Annotated in this window: 14 protein-coding genes; 10 read left to right on the forward strand and 4 right to left on the reverse strand. The window is 57.2% G+C overall.

All coding sequences use genetic code 11. The features are described 5' to 3' along the window. Position 1: 1 nt before the first annotated feature. From ACR0MS_RS13170 to ACR0MS_RS13180, 3 genes are read left to right on the forward strand one after another with little or no spacing between them, the layout of a single operon-like run. A complete protein-coding gene (locus tag ACR0MS_RS13170; protein ID WP_171126260.1) occupies positions 2-1,399 on the forward strand; it encodes a TadA family conjugal transfer-associated ATPase in 1,398 nt (465 codons plus the stop codon). 11 nt (positions 1,400-1,410) lie between these two features. Then, the gene (locus ACR0MS_RS13175) at positions 1,411-2,439 is read left to right on the forward strand and encodes a type II secretion system F family protein (protein ID WP_480573482.1); all 1,029 of its coding nucleotides are present in this window, start codon (positions 1,411-1,413) and stop codon (positions 2,437-2,439) included. Positions 2,440-2,451: 12 nt separating this feature from the next. After that, the gene (locus ACR0MS_RS13180) at positions 2,452-3,435 is read left to right on the forward strand and encodes a type II secretion system F family protein (RefSeq protein WP_480573485.1); all 984 of its coding nucleotides are present in this window, start codon (positions 2,452-2,454) and stop codon (positions 3,433-3,435) included. A 3-nt stretch (positions 3,436-3,438) separates the two neighbouring features. Here the strand turns inward: ACR0MS_RS13180 and ACR0MS_RS13185 are convergent, their stop codons facing one another. Together ACR0MS_RS13185 and ACR0MS_RS13190 are read right to left on the reverse strand one after the other, a co-directional pair. After that, a complete protein-coding gene (locus ACR0MS_RS13185; RefSeq protein WP_480573488.1) occupies positions 3,439-3,930 on the reverse strand; it encodes an A24 family peptidase in 492 nt (163 codons plus the stop codon). Then, positions 3,930-4,775 carry a helix-turn-helix transcriptional regulator gene (locus ACR0MS_RS13190; protein WP_480573491.1) on the reverse strand — a complete coding sequence of 282 codons (846 nt, stop codon included), beginning with the start codon at positions 4,773-4,775 and terminating at the stop codon, positions 3,930-3,932. The genes ACR0MS_RS13185 and ACR0MS_RS13190 overlap by 1 nt, the downstream gene beginning before the upstream one ends. Before the next feature lie 670 nt (positions 4,776-5,445). Here ACR0MS_RS13190 and ACR0MS_RS13195 point away from each other — a divergent pair. The 5 genes from ACR0MS_RS13195 to ACR0MS_RS13215 all read left to right on the forward strand — a co-directional run bounded on the left by ACR0MS_RS13195 (position 5,446) and on the right by ACR0MS_RS13215 (position 10,672). Further along, a complete protein-coding gene (locus tag ACR0MS_RS13195) occupies positions 5,446-6,792 on the forward strand; it encodes a substrate-binding protein (protein WP_480573494.1) in 1,347 nt (448 codons plus the stop codon). Positions 6,793-6,898: 106 nt separating this feature from the next. Continuing rightward, positions 6,899-7,930 (forward strand): branched-chain amino acid ABC transporter permease, encoded by a 1,032-nt coding sequence (locus ACR0MS_RS13200; RefSeq protein WP_480573497.1) that lies wholly within the window; start codon positions 6,899-6,901, stop codon positions 7,928-7,930. A 3-nt stretch (positions 7,931-7,933) separates the two neighbouring features. After that, positions 7,934-9,139: a branched-chain amino acid ABC transporter permease gene (locus tag ACR0MS_RS13205; protein ID WP_480573500.1), complete on the forward strand. Its 1,206-nt coding sequence runs from the start codon at positions 7,934-7,936 to the stop codon at positions 9,137-9,139. A gap of 12 nt (positions 9,140-9,151) precedes the next feature. Beyond that, positions 9,152-9,907: an ABC transporter ATP-binding protein gene (locus tag ACR0MS_RS13210; RefSeq protein WP_480573503.1), complete on the forward strand. Its 756-nt coding sequence runs from the start codon at positions 9,152-9,154 to the stop codon at positions 9,905-9,907. Between the two features lie 9 nt (positions 9,908-9,916). Continuing rightward, positions 9,917-10,672, forward strand: a complete 756-nt coding sequence (locus tag ACR0MS_RS13215) for an ABC transporter ATP-binding protein (protein ID WP_480573507.1) — start codon at positions 9,917-9,919, stop codon at positions 10,670-10,672. 265 nt (positions 10,673-10,937) lie between these two features. On the opposite strand, the gene gph is transcribed toward ACR0MS_RS13215, so the two are convergent. Continuing rightward, a complete protein-coding gene (gene gph / locus ACR0MS_RS13220) occupies positions 10,938-11,615 on the reverse strand; it encodes a phosphoglycolate phosphatase (protein ID WP_480573510.1) in 678 nt (225 codons plus the stop codon). Positions 11,616-11,836: 221 nt separating this feature from the next. On the opposite strand from gph, the gene hemP reads away from it, so the two are divergent. Together hemP and ACR0MS_RS13230 are read left to right on the forward strand one after the other, a co-directional pair. Next, entirely contained in the window at positions 11,837-12,004 is a 168-nt protein-coding gene (hemP, locus tag ACR0MS_RS13225) for a hemin uptake protein HemP (protein ID WP_180887396.1), read from the forward strand. Further along, positions 12,001-12,477 carry a hypothetical protein gene (locus tag ACR0MS_RS13230; RefSeq protein ID WP_480573513.1) on the forward strand — a complete coding sequence of 159 codons (477 nt, stop codon included), beginning with the start codon at positions 12,001-12,003 and terminating at the stop codon, positions 12,475-12,477. Before hemP ends, ACR0MS_RS13230 begins: the two co-directional genes overlap by 4 nt. Positions 12,478-12,528: 51 nt before the next feature. On the opposite strand, the gene ACR0MS_RS13235 is transcribed toward ACR0MS_RS13230, so the two are convergent. Further along, on the reverse strand, positions 12,529-15,594 hold the full coding sequence (locus tag ACR0MS_RS13235; protein WP_480573517.1) for an aminotransferase class III-fold pyridoxal phosphate-dependent enzyme: 3,066 nt from the start codon (positions 15,592-15,594) through the stop codon (positions 12,529-12,531). Positions 15,595-15,658: the final 64 nt, after the last annotated feature.

The following is a 15,658-nucleotide window of genomic DNA, read 5'->3' on the forward strand; positions in this document are numbered from 1 at the left end:
TATGTTTCGTGAATTTGACAGAACAGGTCGCACATCTTCTGGCGCAGCCAAGATTGTGGCTTTGGACACGAAGCAGGTTGCCGACAACCTGTCCGATATTGCCGCATTTGACGCCGAGAAAAAAGCGAACCAGCAAGCAATGGAGCTGGAGCGCATTGATCTGAAGGCGCGGATGCACAACTCGTTGCTGGATAAGCTGAATCTGGCTGTCATCGACAAGGTCGAAGAAGAAACGCTTCGCGGTGAGATTGGCAAGCATGCAACGGAACTTCTTCGTGCCGAAGGCCGCGCGATGCGCAGCGAGGAAGTCAAGCAACTGGTCGAAGAACTGATGCATGAAGTTCTGGGACTTGGTCCTCTTGAACCGCTGCTCGCCGATCCGACAATCAACGATATCCTGGTCAACGGGCATGAACAGATTTTCGTGGAACGTGCTGGTATTCTTGAAAAAACGTCGGCCCGGTTCCGTGATGAACGCCACCTGCTGAGAATTATCGACAAGATCGTCAGCCGCGTGGGTCGCCGGATTGACGAACGCCAGCCTTGGGTGGACGCGCGTCTGGAAGATGGCAGCCGTGTCAACGCGATCATCCGCCCCTGTGCGCTGGACGGTCCGGCCCTGTCTATTCGTAAATTCGCCCGCGTTCCGTTGACGATGCAGCGTCTTGTTCAGAACGAAGCCCTGAATGACAGTGCTGCGGCCCTGTTGCGCGGACTGGTCGAAGCCAAGATGAACGTCCTGATTTCGGGCGGTACCGGTTCGGGTAAGACGACCATGCTGAACGCTCTGTCATCTTATATTGGTGCCCGTGAACGTATTGTTACGATCGAAGACGCCGCGGAATTGCAGCTGCAGCAGGAACACGTCCTGCGCATGGAAACACGTCCGGCGGGTCTGGACGGAACCGGTGCGGTGGCGCAGCGTGATCTGGTCCGCAACGCGCTTCGGATGCGCCCCGACCGTATCGTGGTGGGCGAGGTGCGTGGCTCGGAAGCCTTTGACATGCTGCAGGCGATGAACACAGGTCACGACGGCTCAATGACGACGGTTCACGCCAACACGCCCCGTGACGCTCTGGCGCGGGTCGAACAGATGGTTCAGATGGGCGGAATGGAACTGCCGCACACGGCGATCCGGTCAACCATCGCGTCGGCCATCAATTTCGTGCTGCAGCTGAACCGCATGTCTGACGGCACCCGTCGCGTAACGTCCATTGCCGAAGTCACCGGTATGGAAGCGGACGTCGTGACCATGCAGGACATCTTCGTCTTCAAGCGTCAAGGCAAGGACGAAAACGGCAAGGTCCTGGGCAAGTTCGTTGCAACCGGTATTCGCCCCAAATCCAGCGATGTTTTGGCCGCGGCCGGTGTGGACTTGTCTTCGGTCCAATTCAACTAAGGAGGTCGGCTATGTTTGAACAAATTCGGGCTTTCTTTGCAGATATCGACGTCAACGCCATTTTGGGCCCAGAGTTGGAAGTGGCCGGGTTTGACGCCCAGTTGGTTATGGCACTGGCAATTTTCCTGGGCGCGCTTATTGCCTTTGAAGGAATACGGCAGTTTCTGAAGCGCGGTGAAAACCGCGAAGAGGCGATCAATCGCCGGGTTCAGATGCTGAACCAGGGGTCAACCGGAGAAGACGTACTGAACCTGCTGAAGCCGCAGGAAGCCAGACCGCTGCTGCGGAAGTTTCCTTTTGTCGGCGATTTGCCTGCCGCGCTCAAGGCGTCTGGTTTGAACATGGTTCCAGAAGTATTTCTGATGGCCTGCGTCGCAGCGTTCCTGATTTGTGCGATCGGTGGGTCGATGGTGGCTAACCCTCTGCAGGTGGTCTCAATCTCAGCTCTGGTCTTTCTGATCGGACCGCTTCTCGCCTTGGGTGCTACGCTTCGTCAGCGTAAAGCCGCATTGATCAAGCAACTGCCCGATGCGCTGGACCTGATGTCGCGCGGGTTGAAAGTGGGTCACCCTCTGAACGCAACCTTGCAAAGCGTCGCCGAAGAAATGCCGGATCCCATCGGAACAGAATTTGGCCTTGTCGTTGACCAAGTGGCGTTTGGTGAAGAATTGACGACAGCTATGAAGGCTATGGCGGACCGTGTTGACGAAGAAGATGTTCAATACCTCGCCGTTGCGCTGATGATGCAGCACGGTACAGGCGGTGACCTTGCGGGTATTCTTCGCACATTGTCCCGTGTGATACGGGCGCGCATGTCTTTGCGCCGCAAGATCAAGGCGATTTCGGCCGAAGGACGGATGACCGCCTATATCCTGTCATCCATTCCGGTTCTGATCGCGGTATTCATGACGATTATTACGCCCTCATATTATGGCGATGTAATGGACGCTCCGGCATTTTGGCCGGCAATGAGCGTCATTGCGGTGGCAGTCGTTCTCAATGCCTTCGTGATGTTCAAGCTCGTGAATTTCCGGATATAAGGAGCATTTACGATGGAATTTATTAGTTCACTTTTGGATGGTGGCTGGGTAACGCAAGCCTTGATCCTTGGCCTTGTTGCTGTTGGTGCCATTATTGCCTTTCTGGGAATTTCGTCATCACTAAGCGAACGCTCTACAGCGGCCGAGCGCATGATGCCGAGTCGTCAGCGTCAAAACCTGGCCCGTACAATAACCAATGACCTCGAAGGCGAGGCTCCGGTAGGGTTAAGCGCGGCCTTGATCCCAAGCGATGCAAGTGAACGCTTCGAAGTTGGGCAGGTTCTGGCGAAATCGGGCTTTCGCGGAAAGAATGCGATTGCGGGATATTACTTCCTGCGGTTGATGTTGGCCACGTCTCTGCCTTTGCTGTTCATCCTGTTGCTGAACTGGCAGCCCGCCAACAGTATCGGCAATTCCATCGGCAAATACATGTCCAGCTTGGACCTGTTGGAAATCATCCGTAATGTCGCCATTTTGTGCGCAATTGGTTTCTTTGGCCCTCAATACTGGATGAACGCGCGTATCAAAGAGCGTAAGCGGCTCATGGAAAATGCCTTTCCCAACATGCTGGATCTTCTTCAGATCGGCGTCGAAGCGGGAATGGGCTTTGATCAGGCCCTTCTGAAGGTCGCTGTGGAAATGCAGCTGGTTTCGCCCGAAATGTCAGAAGAAATCCTGATCGCTCTCAGTGAAATTCAGGCCGGTCGCGACCGTGACACAGCCCTCATGCGCATGGCGCGTCGCACCGGGATCGAGGAGATGAGCTCCTTCGTGAGTGTTGTTCTGCAGTCGACCAGGTTCGGTGTGCCGCTTGCGGCAGCGCTGAACACTTACGCGGAAGAAATGCGCGAGCTTCGCGAATTGCGGGCACAGGAAATGGCAAACAAGCTGCCGGTGAAAATGTCTGGTGTGATGGCCTTCCTGATGCTGCCCGCGATCGCTGGCCTTATCCTGACGCCGATCTTCATCCGCTATGCCGAAACTTTCGGGAACTGATCGTTAACCGGTCAGTTCCACGATTGATATGGCGATCAAGACCAATCCTGCCGACCCAATTGCGATACCCATTGGAAACTCTCGCGATTGGGCGGTCGACTTGAAGCGAGGTGACGTGTCGCGGGCAAGACGGCGGAACACAGCCATCCCAACCAGACCGACCGCCATCGCAGCAGCAAACAAGAACAGATAGTTCGGTATCTGTGTTGAAGGGATAACAAGAAAGACGATGGGCAGCATTTTGGCGTCCCCTCCGCCAAGCCAATTGATGGCAAACAGGCCGAAACAGATCGCAAAGCACGCCCCTCCGATCAACAAGCGCAGAAGTAGCTCGTTCCACGCCAGGAAGGGGGCAGCAGCCACAAACAGGATTAGGCCCACAATGCAGTAGGTGTTTGGAATCCTAAGTTGGGTGAAATCTGTCCAGGCCATCGCGACGAATAGCGGTGCGAACAGCCACAAGGCCAGCCAATTCTGCCAGTCGGTGTCTGGCATCAAGCCCTTGCCTGATGCTGCTTTCCGTGCAGTGCTTCGCGTTCTTCGACTGAAACCAAACGTCTTGCCAGCATGTGAAAGTTATCCAAACCTGTTTTCGAATAGATATGCTTCAGATGCGTTCTAACAGTTGCTGGCCCAATTCCAAGCTCTGCGCCGATCCCCTGAGGCGAAATTCCGCGCGAAACCAGCGCGCAAACGCGCCATTCAGCGCGGGTCAACCCAGCCGGGTTTCCGGTGCTCAGGATAGGGGTGTCGGTCGTGCTTTTCCGAATTGTCGAAACTGTTTGGCGCGACAATGCTTCGGTGACCAAACCCGGCCGACGGCTTTGGTAGGTTTCCGAAAGCTGCGGAGCGATCTGTTCAATGGCTTCCTTGAAACCGGGTTCGGGGGTTTGCCCGAAATGCAGTTCCAGAAAGTCGATCTCACCCCCCTGATGATCAAGGCAGACAAACAGAATATCCTTGATCTTGCGATGAGATACCCAGTCGACAAGGACGGGCGACAAATTGCTGGGGTCTTCTCCGTCCTCGCGCAGGCTGAAAACGGATGCCCGTTTCGGCATGTTCCGGAAAGGGCCCAACGCATCGTTTGCAAAGGACAAGAACAGCGGACGGCTGACGGCTGGGTCACGTGTGTCCGCTCGGGCGGCAACGCGATGTGCGCCCTTGTTGAGCCAAAGCCGGCTGACAACGCCGCATTCTGCGCCAAAGGCCTCAACAATGCCCTTCAGCGCGGCGTCCAGTACAAGACCGCCTTGGCTCCAGTGAATGAAATTTATGATGGCTCTTGCGTGAAGCGTGTTCGGCAGCCACACTCCTCGATGAGCATTCCCCCCATTCATGTCACACCGTTCCGTTACTCGTAAAAAATTACAGGTTAATGATTTATAAAGTCTTTTCACTTCTACCGATTCTACTCGGCCTACCAGAAATATCACCTGAAAATGAACCGAAAATTAATTTTTGATAAATTCTGGGGTAACGCTGGAAAGCTGTGACTAATTAGTCGCCGTTGCGGTGACAATGCGTGTTTTGACCAGCCACTGTGTCCGCGAAAGGCCAATAAACGAAGGTATTCCGGGCCGATCTTAGAGGTATCAAAAGGGGTCTTTGGGTCGGGTTGGCAACGGTCGCTGACGTCCCTGTTTGAGCCAGTCATGCGCAAGGACATGGGCAGGAGGCCTTGTCTGCAAGTTTCAATTTGGTACTGCTTTGTGGATCTATCCGGGCGAATAATCTCATCTCGTACGAGAATATTGGGAACGCCTCGCGTATTTGGACTGCGCATGTTTACTATTTTATTGACTAAAAGTAACGCCTAACGACCCATTTTGGGCAAAACAATTACAAATTCTTCCCGTGCCTGTGTATTTGTTTACATAAGATTCCTGCAAAATTAATGGGTTGTTGTGAATTTTTCAGAAGCACCTCCATACTTGCTTTACGCAGAAATGCGATTTCGCCCGATGGAAGAGGAGCCAGAGGGCGGAAAATGGGAAATGGGAGGAATTAATGACTAATAAAACTGTCACACGCCGCGGCGTGCTGAAGTCCGGTGCCGTTGCGGGGACCGGTCTGGCCCTGCCTACGATCTTTACGGCTTCGTCGGCTGCCGCCTACACCAATGAACCGACGGGGTCCTCTGTCACCCTGGGGTTCAACGTCCCTCAGACGGGTCCTTACGCCGAAGAAGGCAATGACGAACTGCTGGCGCAACAGCTGGCGGTCGAGCATCTGAACGGCGAAGGCGACGGAGGCTGCCTGAACACGTTCTCGTCCAAGGCACTGCAAGGGAACGGTATCCTTGGCAAGAAGGTCGAGTTCGTCACGGGCGACACGCAGACCAAATCGGATGCCGCACGTGCATCGGCCAAGTCGATGATCGAAAAAGACGGCGCGATCATGATCAATGGCGGCTCGTCCTCGGGCGTGGCCGTTGCGGTTCAGGGTCTCTGCCAAGAAGCGGGCGTGATCTTCATGGCTGGCCTGACCCATGCCAATGACACCACCGGCAAGGACAAGAAGGCCAACGGCTTCCGCCACTTCTTTAACGCCTATATGTCGGGTGCAGCCCTTGCGCCGGTGTTGGCGGCTGAAATGGGCAACGAACGCCGCGCCTATCACCTGACGGCAGACTATAACTGGGGCTGGACCCAGGAAGAGTCGATCGTCGCCTCGACCGAAGCCTTGGGATGGGAAACGGTCAACACGGTCAAAACACCACTCGCGTCGACAGACTTCTCGTCCTACATCGCTCCGGTTCTAAACTCGGGCGCGGACGTGCTGGTTCTGAACCACTATGGCGGCAACATGGTGAACTCGCTGACCAACGCGATTCAGTTCGGCCTTCTGGACAAGGTGGCCAACGGCAAGGACTTCAAGATCGTCGTGCCGCTCTATTCCGAACTGATGGCCGCAGGTGCGGGCGAGAACATCAAAGGCGTTCTGGGTTCGATGAACTGGAACTGGCAGCTTCAGGATGAAGGCACCAAAGCCTTCGTGAAGTCCTTTGGCGAGAAGTATGGTAAACCACCATCGAACTCGGCCCAGACCTGTTATGCGCAGACATTGCTATATGCGGATGCCTGTGAGCGTGCGGGAACCTTCAACCCCTGTGGTGTTGTCGAAGCTCTGGAAGATTTTGAGTTCGACGGTTTGGGCAACGGCCCGACCTGGTATCGCGGTGCCGACCACCAGTGCTTCAAGGACGTGCTGGTTGTGCGGGGCAACGAGAACCCGACCAACGCGTACGACACGCTGGAAATCGTTGAGATCACGCCGCGCGCGCAGGTCGAATACGATCCCGAGCACCCAATGTTCGCCGGTGGCGAGCTGGGTCAGTGCAACCCGGGCGCATAAACCTGAGGTAATGGTCTGGCTGCCTGAGGGCGGCCAGACATTTTCGGCAGGCATGCTGGCCTGCTGAACCACTCAATCTACGCTGACCAATCTCGAGGTGGGGCCAATGGACGCCATCCTATTGCAAATTCTGAACGGTCTGGACAAAGGGTCGGCCTACGCGCTTATCGCGTTGGGGCTGACGCTGATTTTCGGAACGCTGGGGGTTGTGAATTTTGCGCATGGGGCGCTGTTCATGATCGGGGCGTTCTGCGCCGTTACCCTGCAAAAGCTTTTGAATCTGAGCTTCGTAACCCTTGACGAAACCCAGACCGACTTTCTGGGAAATCCGCTGAAAGTGGAAACGCCTTACGTCGAGGCTTGGTTCGGCCCCGAGGTCGGAGCGAGCATTATCGACTGGTCGGTGCCTCTGGCGATCCTGTTTGCGATTCCGATCATGCTGTTTGTCGGGTACGTGATGGAACGCGGCCTGATCAAGCATTTCTACAAGCGCCCGCACGCGGATCAGATCCTGGTGACCTTTGGCCTTGCCATCGTTCTGCAAGAGATCGTCAAGTATTTCTTCGGTGCCAACCCGATCCAGACCCCGCCGCCTGACGCGCTGAGCGGTTCGGTCGATCTGGGCACCATGATCGGCTTTGACCCGAACGCGATCATCTATCCGATCTGGCGTCTGGTCTATTTCGGGTTTGCTGTAGCGATCATCGGCGCCGTGTTCTCGTTCCTGCAGTTCACCACCTTTGGTATGGTCGTACGGGCAGGTATGGCGGACCGCGAAACCGTGGGTCTGCTGGGGATCAATATCGACCGGCGCTTTACCATCATGTTCGGTATCGCCGCCGCGGTCGCAGGGCTGGCCGGCGTGATGTACGGGCCGCTCAACCCGCCGAATTACCACATGGGTATGGATTTTCTGGTTCTCAGCTTTGTGGTTGTTGTTGTCGGCGGCATGGGATCGCTGCCCGGAGCGGTGTTGGCCGGGTTCCTGCTGGGCATTCTGGAAAGCTTTGCGTCGACCACCTGGGCCACGACCACGATACCGGGCATCAACCAGATCATCATCTACCTTGTCGCCATCATCGTGCTGCTGACGCGGCCGCGCGGTCTGATGGGGCGCAAAGGCGTGATGGAGGAATAATCAATGTTGGGACTGAACAAAAAAGACACCAGCCTGCTGATCATCGTCGGCATCCTGACCTTGCTGGCCCCCTTCATCCTGAATCCGTTCCCGGAAGGCAGCGCCATGGCGCAGTTCAACGCGGGCTACCCGGACCTGATGCAGCGCTTTGTGATCTTTGGCATCTTTGCCATCGGGTTCAACATCCTGTTTGGCCTGACCGGATACCTGTCCTTTGGTCACGCGGCCTTTTTGGGGGTGGGGTCGTATTCGGCCGTGTGGATGTTCAAACTGCTCAGCTATAACGTCATCCCGGCCATCGCGCTGAGCGTCGTCGTCGCCGGGCTGTTCTCGCTGCTGATCGGCTTTGTCAGTCTGCGGCGGTCGGGGATCTACTTCTCAATCCTGACGCTGGCCTTCGCTCAGATGAGCTTTGCGCTGGCCTATTCGGTGCTGTCGAACCCCAAGTTTAACCTGACCAATGGTGAAACCGGCCTGCAAGTTTACGCGGATGATCCGCAAATCCTTCAAGGGGCCAATGCGCCCGACCTTCCACACCTGTTCGGGTTGCCGATGCGTGCGACCTACACGATGGACGTGGGCGCGTGGAGTTTCGATTTCAACGCGGGCTACTACCTGTGCGCGGTGATCATGATGGTTGTGTTCTATCTGGCCATCCGCATCTTCCGTTCGCCCTTTGGCATGATGCTGCGGGCGGTGAAGTCAAACCAGCAGCGGATGAACTATACCGGCCTGAACTCTAAGCCATACACGCTGGCGGCCTTTGTGATCTCGGGCATGTATGCGGGACTGGCCGGTGGTCTGATGGCAGCGATGGACCCGCTGGCCGGGGCTGAACGGATGCAGTGGACGGCCTCGGGCGAGGTGGTGCTGATGACCATTCTCGGCGGTACTGGTACATTGATCGGTCCGGTTCTGGGCGCGGGCTTCATCAAGTATTTCGAGAACATCTTCTCGAAGATCAACGACAATGTCCTGCACAGCTGGTTCGCCTTTTTGCCCGACGGCCTGGAAGACGCCGTTGTGTTCCTGATCCACCCGTTCATCGGCAAAGGCTGGCATCTGACGCTGGGTATCCTGTTCATGCTTGTCGTCATCTATCTGCCGGGTGGCCTTGTTGAAGGTGGGCAGCGCTTGCTGAATTGGTTCAAGCGCAAGAAATCAGGCACCGACGACGCGCCGTCGGGCAAAACCGAGCCAGCGGAATAAAGGAGGGCGATCATGGCAATTCTACGTGTGAAAGACGTCAGCAAACGCTTTGGTGGCCTCAAGGCGCTGACGGATGTGAACCTGAGCGTCGAGGAAAACTCGGTGCACGCCATCATCGGGCCAAACGGTGCGGGCAAATCGACGCTGCTGAACTGTCTGGTGGGCAAACTGATGCCGGATACCGGGTCGGTCCTGTTCGACAATAACTCGGTCCTGGGGCTGGAGCCGTACCAGATCAACCAGATGGGCATCAGCCGCGTGTTCCAGACGCCTGAGATTTTCGGTGAGCTGACGGTGATGGAAAACATGCTGATCCCGATTTTCGCCATGCGGGATGGGGCGTTTCGGATGCACGCCTATGAGACGATCGCCAATGAAAAGGACATCGTCGAACAGGCCGAAGCGATGCTGGTCGAGATGAATATGGCCGACAAGCGCGAGATGCACGCGGCCTCGCTGTCGCGCGGTGATAAACGACGGCTTGAGATCGGCATGTGCCTTAGTCAGAACCCGCGTCTGTTGCTGCTGGATGAACCCACGGCGGGTATGGCACGGGCCGATACCAACAACACGATCGACCTGCTGAAACAGATCAAGGACGAACGCGATATCACCATCGCGATCATCGAACACGACATGCACGTGGTGTTCAGCCTGGCCGAACGGATCACCGTTCTGGCGCAGGGGACACCATTGGTCGAGGACACACCGGAAAACATTCGCGGCAACCCCAAGGTCCGCGAAGCCTATCTGGGCGAGGCTGCGTAAGGAAAAGCTATGAACGAGAAACCTGACTTTTCAAAAAACGCGAACATGGCCAGCACCGCACCTGCCTTTCTGTCGGTGTGGGACATGCATTCCTACTATGGCGAAAGCTATATCGTGCAGGGCGTCAGCTTTAACGTGCACGAAGGCGAGATTCTGGCGCTGCTCGGCCGGAACGGGGCAGGCAAGACCTCGACCCTGCGCTCGATTGCGCGGGTGGGCGAGCCCGAGGTGCGCCATGGCGAAATCTGGCTCGATCATCAGCCGCTGCACAACATGACCAGTTATGAGGCGGCGGCTGCGGGCTTGGGTCTGGTGCCCGAGGACCGCCGGATCATACCCGGCCTGACGGTTGAGGAGAATCTGCAACTGGCCCAGATCGCGCCCCCAATCGGGTGGTCACTGGAGCGGATTTACGAGCTGTTTCCCCGTCTCGGCGAACGCCGCAAGCAAGAGGGGGTGACCCTGTCGGGCGGTGAACAGCAGATGTTGTCGATTGCCCGCGCGCTGGCCCGTGACATCAAGGTGCTGTTGCTGGACGAGCCTTACGAAGGGCTGGCCCCGGTGATCGTGGATGAAATCGAAAAGACGCTGGTCCATGTCAAACAGCAAGGCATGACAACGATCATCGTCGAACAGAACGCTGTGCGCGCGCTGGAACTGGCGGATCGGGCGATCATTCTGGATACGGGCAGCATCGTTTTCGACGGCACAGCCAGCGAAGTGCTCGACAATTCCCAGTTGCGCGAAGAGTATCTGGCTATCTGACATCTGCCGAACGGCAGGATGTTTCAATTCTATCGTGGCGGGATGGGCTCTCATCCCGCCATTTTCATTTGGTGGAGCGGGTATTTTCGGCTTTCTTGGTCAAAATACCAAGACCTATCAGGTGATTACGCCGGACTACGGGAAATCCCCTATATCTTGCCCCGGCGTAAGTGGTTAACACGGGCTTATCCAAGGAATGACTGCGGACAATACCACTTTTCCCCTGAGGGGCTGGCAACTTACCCCCTAAGCTGGCCCCTCGCTATCACGAGGTCAGTTGCTCCATCTCAATCAGCACTTCATTTACGAGCGCAGTCAATTTGCTGGCGTGATCATAAGCGCGAGAATGTGGAATTTCTGAAACGGGCGTTTTTCGATACCCTTCCGTAAACAGCAGGAACGGAACCTCGGCCCGCTGTGCTGTTTCCGCGTCAACTTCACTGTCTCCGACATAAAGGCGCGGGCCAGCGGATGTCACCGCATCAAAGCTTGCGTTCAAATGGGCAGGGTCCGGTTTGCGAACCTGTAGCGTGTCTCCTCCGAACACGGTGTCAAAATGATGATCCAGCTTGAGGGCGCTTAGAATATGCCGGGCAGGGGCCTCGGGTTTGTTGGTGCAAACGCCAAGGACGCACCCCATCTCTTGTAGCTGCGCCAAGGCGTCGGCAACGCCGGGATAGGGAACCGTCCGGTCGCTGGAGGCTGCGTTGTAATAGGCCAGCGTTTTCTGCGTCAGGTCCGCGTGGTGCTCCAAAGGAAGATCGCAGTGCAGGATCACACGCTCGACCAGTTTCGGCAGGCCGTTGCCGACAAACTGCTTGATCGTGTTCTGCGGCAAGGGTGCCGTGTCTGTGTCCTGCAGCATCCTGTTCGCGGCGGCAGCGATGTCGGGGATGCTGTCGACAAGCGTGCCATCAAGGTCGAACATGATTGTTGCGGTCATCGAAATCTCCACCCGTTTAATCGTCGCGTGACACCTATCCCCTGCGGGAATGCCTTGCAATTGAGGAAGGCCGATCCAGCATTCGATTTTGGCGCTTGACAAACCTGAGTAAAATAATCAGATTAAAAGCAAGTCAGTCAGCTACCCCGGAATCGGGCCAGCCAGAAACTTGAATTGCGAACAAAATCGGCCAAGTGCCAAGATATTCTGGAGTTGCCCTGATGAATATGCAGACCCCGAACCCCACTCAATCCTATGCTGTGTCCATGCTGCCCTCGCACAAGGCCGAAGACCTGACCAAGGGTGGCAACCTGGCCCATATTGAACTGGGCGATCAGCTTTACACGTTGCGCATCACCCGCGCCGGTAAATTGATCCTGACGAAATGAGCGGTCCATCTTCGCGCGGCGGGGCACCCGTCGGTCGCTTGGCAGATTTAAGCCCGATCGAGGCCGGTGCCGTAATGTACCTGCGTTTATGGAGTGACGGCGGCCAGTCCCGCGCTGATGCGGCCAGCGATTTTGAGATCGCGCTGGGCTCGGACGTGGGACGCGCTGCCATGATGACGTTGGACCGGTTGTGTTCCCTATGCGCCCATCACGGACGCCGCCCCCTGATCCGGCACGGGTTGAATTGTTCGTGCCTGGGGGCGGATGAAAACTGTTTTGCCCAGATGATCGCCTCGGCCTCCGAAGGGGCGCGCGAGGATGCCATGATGATGGCATCACTGATCGTGAGGGCGGATTTTGCCCCGGCTTTGGCCTCTCTATCGGAAGAGCTTGGGCTGGCTCTGCGCCGCATGACCACAGCCATCCCCATGCCGACCACCGGCCACCAACCCCCAGCGACCGTGCTACACTAGCGGCGGGCGCGTTAGACCCCGGCACGCTCCTCGCGCCGGGGTTTTTCTGGTTCAGCAGCACCCGCAGCCGGCATGGTGATGGTCATGATCGCAGGTCGGGGCAGGGGCATAGTCGCCCACCTCGGTCAGCACGTCGCGCAGTGTCCACAGGATCATGTCGACATCATCCGCCTCGATGGTCAGGGGCGGGCGGATTTTCAGGATGTTGTCCTTTGGCCCTTCGCTGCCGATCAGGATGCGATGATCGCGCATCCGGTTCTTGACGTATTTGCAAATCTCGGTGCCCTCAGAGCCGTCGGGGTTGATCAACTCGACCCCCAGAAACAGGCCCATCCCCCGCACGTCGCCGACACAGCCGAAATCACCCTCGATCCCGCGCAGCCCGTCCATCAGCCGCGCGCCCATCACGCGGGCGTTCTCTTGCAGCCCCTCGTCATCGACGATGTCCAGCACCTCTTTCCCGATCCGGCAGGACAGGGTCGATCCGCCAAAGGTCGAGAAGAACTCGATCCCGTTGTCAAAGCTTTGCGCGATTTCCTTTGTCGTGACCAACACGCCCAAGGGGTGCCCGTTGCCAATCGGTTTGCCCATCACCACGATATCGGGCAGCGCGCCCTGATGTTCAAATCCAAAGTAATACTCACCCAGACGCCCCAGCCCGGTCTGCACCTCATCGGCGATACACACCCCTCCGGCGGCGCGGATTTTTTCGTAGACTGCTGGCAGATATCCTTTGGGAGGGATGATCTGACCCCCGACCGAGGGGAAGGTCTCGGCGATGAAACCCGCGATGCCGTGGCCTTTATCTTGCAAAGCGGCAATCGCAGGGTCCACGAAATCCGCGAATTTTGTGGCGCGGTCGGGATCGTCGCGACGGAACGATCCGCGGTAGTCGTCGGCCACCTCGACCAGTTCGACCCAATCCGCCTGACCCACGCCATCAGGCTTTTTGAACTTATAGGCCGAGATCGCAACCGCCGCATTCGTATTGCCATGATAGCCGTGATCTGGCGTCACGATCCCCTTGGCCCCCGTATGGGCGCGCGCCAGTCGCAGGGCCAGTTCATTGGCCTCGGTGCCCGAGTTCACGAAGAAGCAAACTTCAAGGTGATCGGGCAGTTTCGACAATACCTTATCTGCAAACTCGGTCTGCGCTGGGTGCAGATAGCGCGTGTTCGAGTTCATGCGCCGCAGCTGATCTGCCGCCACCGCCTGAATGCGCGGATGGGCGTGGCCCACATGGGGGACGTTGTTATAGGCGTCCAGATAGGGGCGACCCCATTCATCGAACAGGTGGTGCTTCCACCCGCGCACCAGCATGACCGGATCGTCATAGGTCAGGCTGAGATTGCCGCCGAAATGGTGCTGCCGACCTTGCAGGATCGCCTGTTTGTCGGTGGGGTGATAGAACACCTTGTCATCTGGCAGGTTCAGCAGGGCCGCCGGGTTGGGGCAAACCGCGTGCCACAGCTCCATCTCATCGGGATCACCCACACCGGGCCAGTCGCTTTGCATCCCGTCGGTGGTCATCGCCAGTTGGAAGTGCACATGCGGGGCCCAGCCGCCGTTCTGTGTAGCGTCCCCCAACCGCGCGAACGCAGCGCCCTGCGCCACTGGATCGCCGGGTTTCAGCCGATCACATACCTCGGGGTCCAGATGACCATAGAGCGTATAGAACGCATCCCCCTCGGGCGTTTCGTGATGCAGGATGACGACCCCGCCATAGTCCAAATGCGCATCGCGGTTCTCAATCGCCTCAACCCGCCCACTGACCGGAGCATGCAATACGGTCCCCGCCGGGGCGAACACATCCACCGCCAGATGCACTGTGCGCCGGTCTGACGCCTTCCACGGCCCCTTGCGGAACCCCGGCTCGGCATAGATCAGGCGCGGCTCATTGTAATAGCCCAGCCACAGGCCCTCACCGTATTCTTCACCCACACGCGCGGCCTCGGCCAAAGGCATGTGGAACGGATTCTGCGGCCAGACGCAGTTCTCCACCGAGAGCGACCCCATGGGAGCATCGCTCAGGTCCTGATCGAATATTGCAGCGAATTGGCCACGATGCTCATGCAAATATGCATGGATGCGCTCTGCCCCGTCAGAGACCGGTAGACTGCACGCGGCGCGCAATCGTGCAGACATCAGACCACCATTCACCGCCTCGTTCTCTAGGAACCGCCAAGCGGGAGCCTGACTGATCGTGACATACGGATCATCGGGGTTTTCAACCGCCATCAGGGTCGAGTTCACAACCGATACCGCCAGTCGCATGCGCAGCAATGGCCAGATCAGATCAACCTCTTCTGCACGCAAAGGATTTGCCGCGTGATACCCACGCACCAAAGCGGCCAGCGCCTGTTCCGGTTTGGGGTGATCCAGAACGATATACGCCCCGGCAATCGCCAGATTACAAATGCGCGGCGCGGCGCACATGTCGCCCAAATCTATCAATCCGGATACGCTTTGGCGCTGCCCCAGCTCGCCATCGACCAGGATGTTATAGTCATTGGCGTCGTTGTGAATAGCCTGCTTTGGCAATTCGGAAAGTACAGTTGAGGTCGCCGCGAAACTGTCGCAAATCTCGCCCAAAAGTGCACGTCGCGACGGGTCAGTGATCGCGTCCAAGTTTTCAAAGATCCAGCCCGCCTGCGTCAAATCCCATTTGAATCCAGCGCGGTTCAACCCGCTATGGGAAAACCCTTCCAAGGCGCGATCCGTTGCGCCCAATACGCGCCCCAGCTTGAGTATAAGGTCTTCGGTCTTGGGCGCAGCCTTGGCGTAACACTGTCCCGGAAGGCATTCCAGCAGCCACACCAAACGAGGCGCACCCTCCTGATCGTTGACGTGTGGCAGAACTACACCCTCAAGATCTTGAATCACCTTCGGAAAGGGCAGTCCCGGCGCAACGTGCGCGATGTGATCCAAAGCTTTGACCTGAAGGTCCACGAGTTCCTGCTCACATCCGGCGCGCATGACTTTGAGCACATAGTCCTGACCATTTGTCGCCTGCACCAGAAAGTTAAGGTCGTATTCGCCATCCAAACGGGTCAGTCGCGCATCCAGACCCCAATGCTGGCGCAATGCGCCCGTCCAGAAACCAATCAAGTCGCTCATTCGAATTCCTGTCCCGCGTTCAGCGGGATCCTCTTCATCTGGCCCTAAATATCCTCGGGGGTGA

Source organism: Ruegeria sp. CJ2 (assembly GCF_056536745.1).

What these genes read in the sequence shown, in the direction of transcription:
- ACR0MS_RS13235 (WP_480573517.1), bottom strand. Translation starts at nt 15,594, where the DNA reads ATGAGCGACTTGATTGGTTTCTGGACGGGCGCATTGCGCCAGCATTGG.
- ACR0MS_RS13210 (WP_480573503.1), top strand. Translation starts at nt 9,152, where the DNA reads ATGGCAATTCTACGTGTGAAAGACGTCAGCAAACGCTTTGGTGGCCTC.
- ACR0MS_RS13170 (WP_171126260.1), top strand. Translation starts at nt 2, where the DNA reads ATGTTTCGTGAATTTGACAGAACAGGTCGCACATCTTCTGGCGCAGCC.
- ACR0MS_RS13190 (WP_480573491.1), bottom strand. Translation starts at nt 4,775, where the DNA reads ATGAATGGGGGGAATGCTCATCGAGGAGTGTGGCTGCCGAACACGCTT.
- hemP (WP_180887396.1), top strand. Translation starts at nt 11,837, where the DNA reads ATGAATATGCAGACCCCGAACCCCACTCAATCCTATGCTGTGTCCATG.
- ACR0MS_RS13195 (WP_480573494.1), top strand. Translation starts at nt 5,446, where the DNA reads ATGACTAATAAAACTGTCACACGCCGCGGCGTGCTGAAGTCCGGTGCC.
- gph (WP_480573510.1), bottom strand. Translation starts at nt 11,615, where the DNA reads ATGACCGCAACAATCATGTTCGACCTTGATGGCACGCTTGTCGACAGC.
- ACR0MS_RS13205 (WP_480573500.1), top strand. Translation starts at nt 7,934, where the DNA reads ATGTTGGGACTGAACAAAAAAGACACCAGCCTGCTGATCATCGTCGGC.
- ACR0MS_RS13180 (WP_480573485.1), top strand. Translation starts at nt 2,452, where the DNA reads ATGGAATTTATTAGTTCACTTTTGGATGGTGGCTGGGTAACGCAAGCC.
- ACR0MS_RS13175 (WP_480573482.1), top strand. Translation starts at nt 1,411, where the DNA reads ATGTTTGAACAAATTCGGGCTTTCTTTGCAGATATCGACGTCAACGCC.
- ACR0MS_RS13215 (WP_480573507.1), top strand. Translation starts at nt 9,917, where the DNA reads ATGAACGAGAAACCTGACTTTTCAAAAAACGCGAACATGGCCAGCACC.
- ACR0MS_RS13200 (WP_480573497.1), top strand. Translation starts at nt 6,899, where the DNA reads ATGGACGCCATCCTATTGCAAATTCTGAACGGTCTGGACAAAGGGTCG.
- ACR0MS_RS13230 (WP_480573513.1), top strand. Translation starts at nt 12,001, where the DNA reads ATGAGCGGTCCATCTTCGCGCGGCGGGGCACCCGTCGGTCGCTTGGCA.
- ACR0MS_RS13185 (WP_480573488.1), bottom strand. Translation starts at nt 3,930, where the DNA reads ATGCCAGACACCGACTGGCAGAATTGGCTGGCCTTGTGGCTGTTCGCA.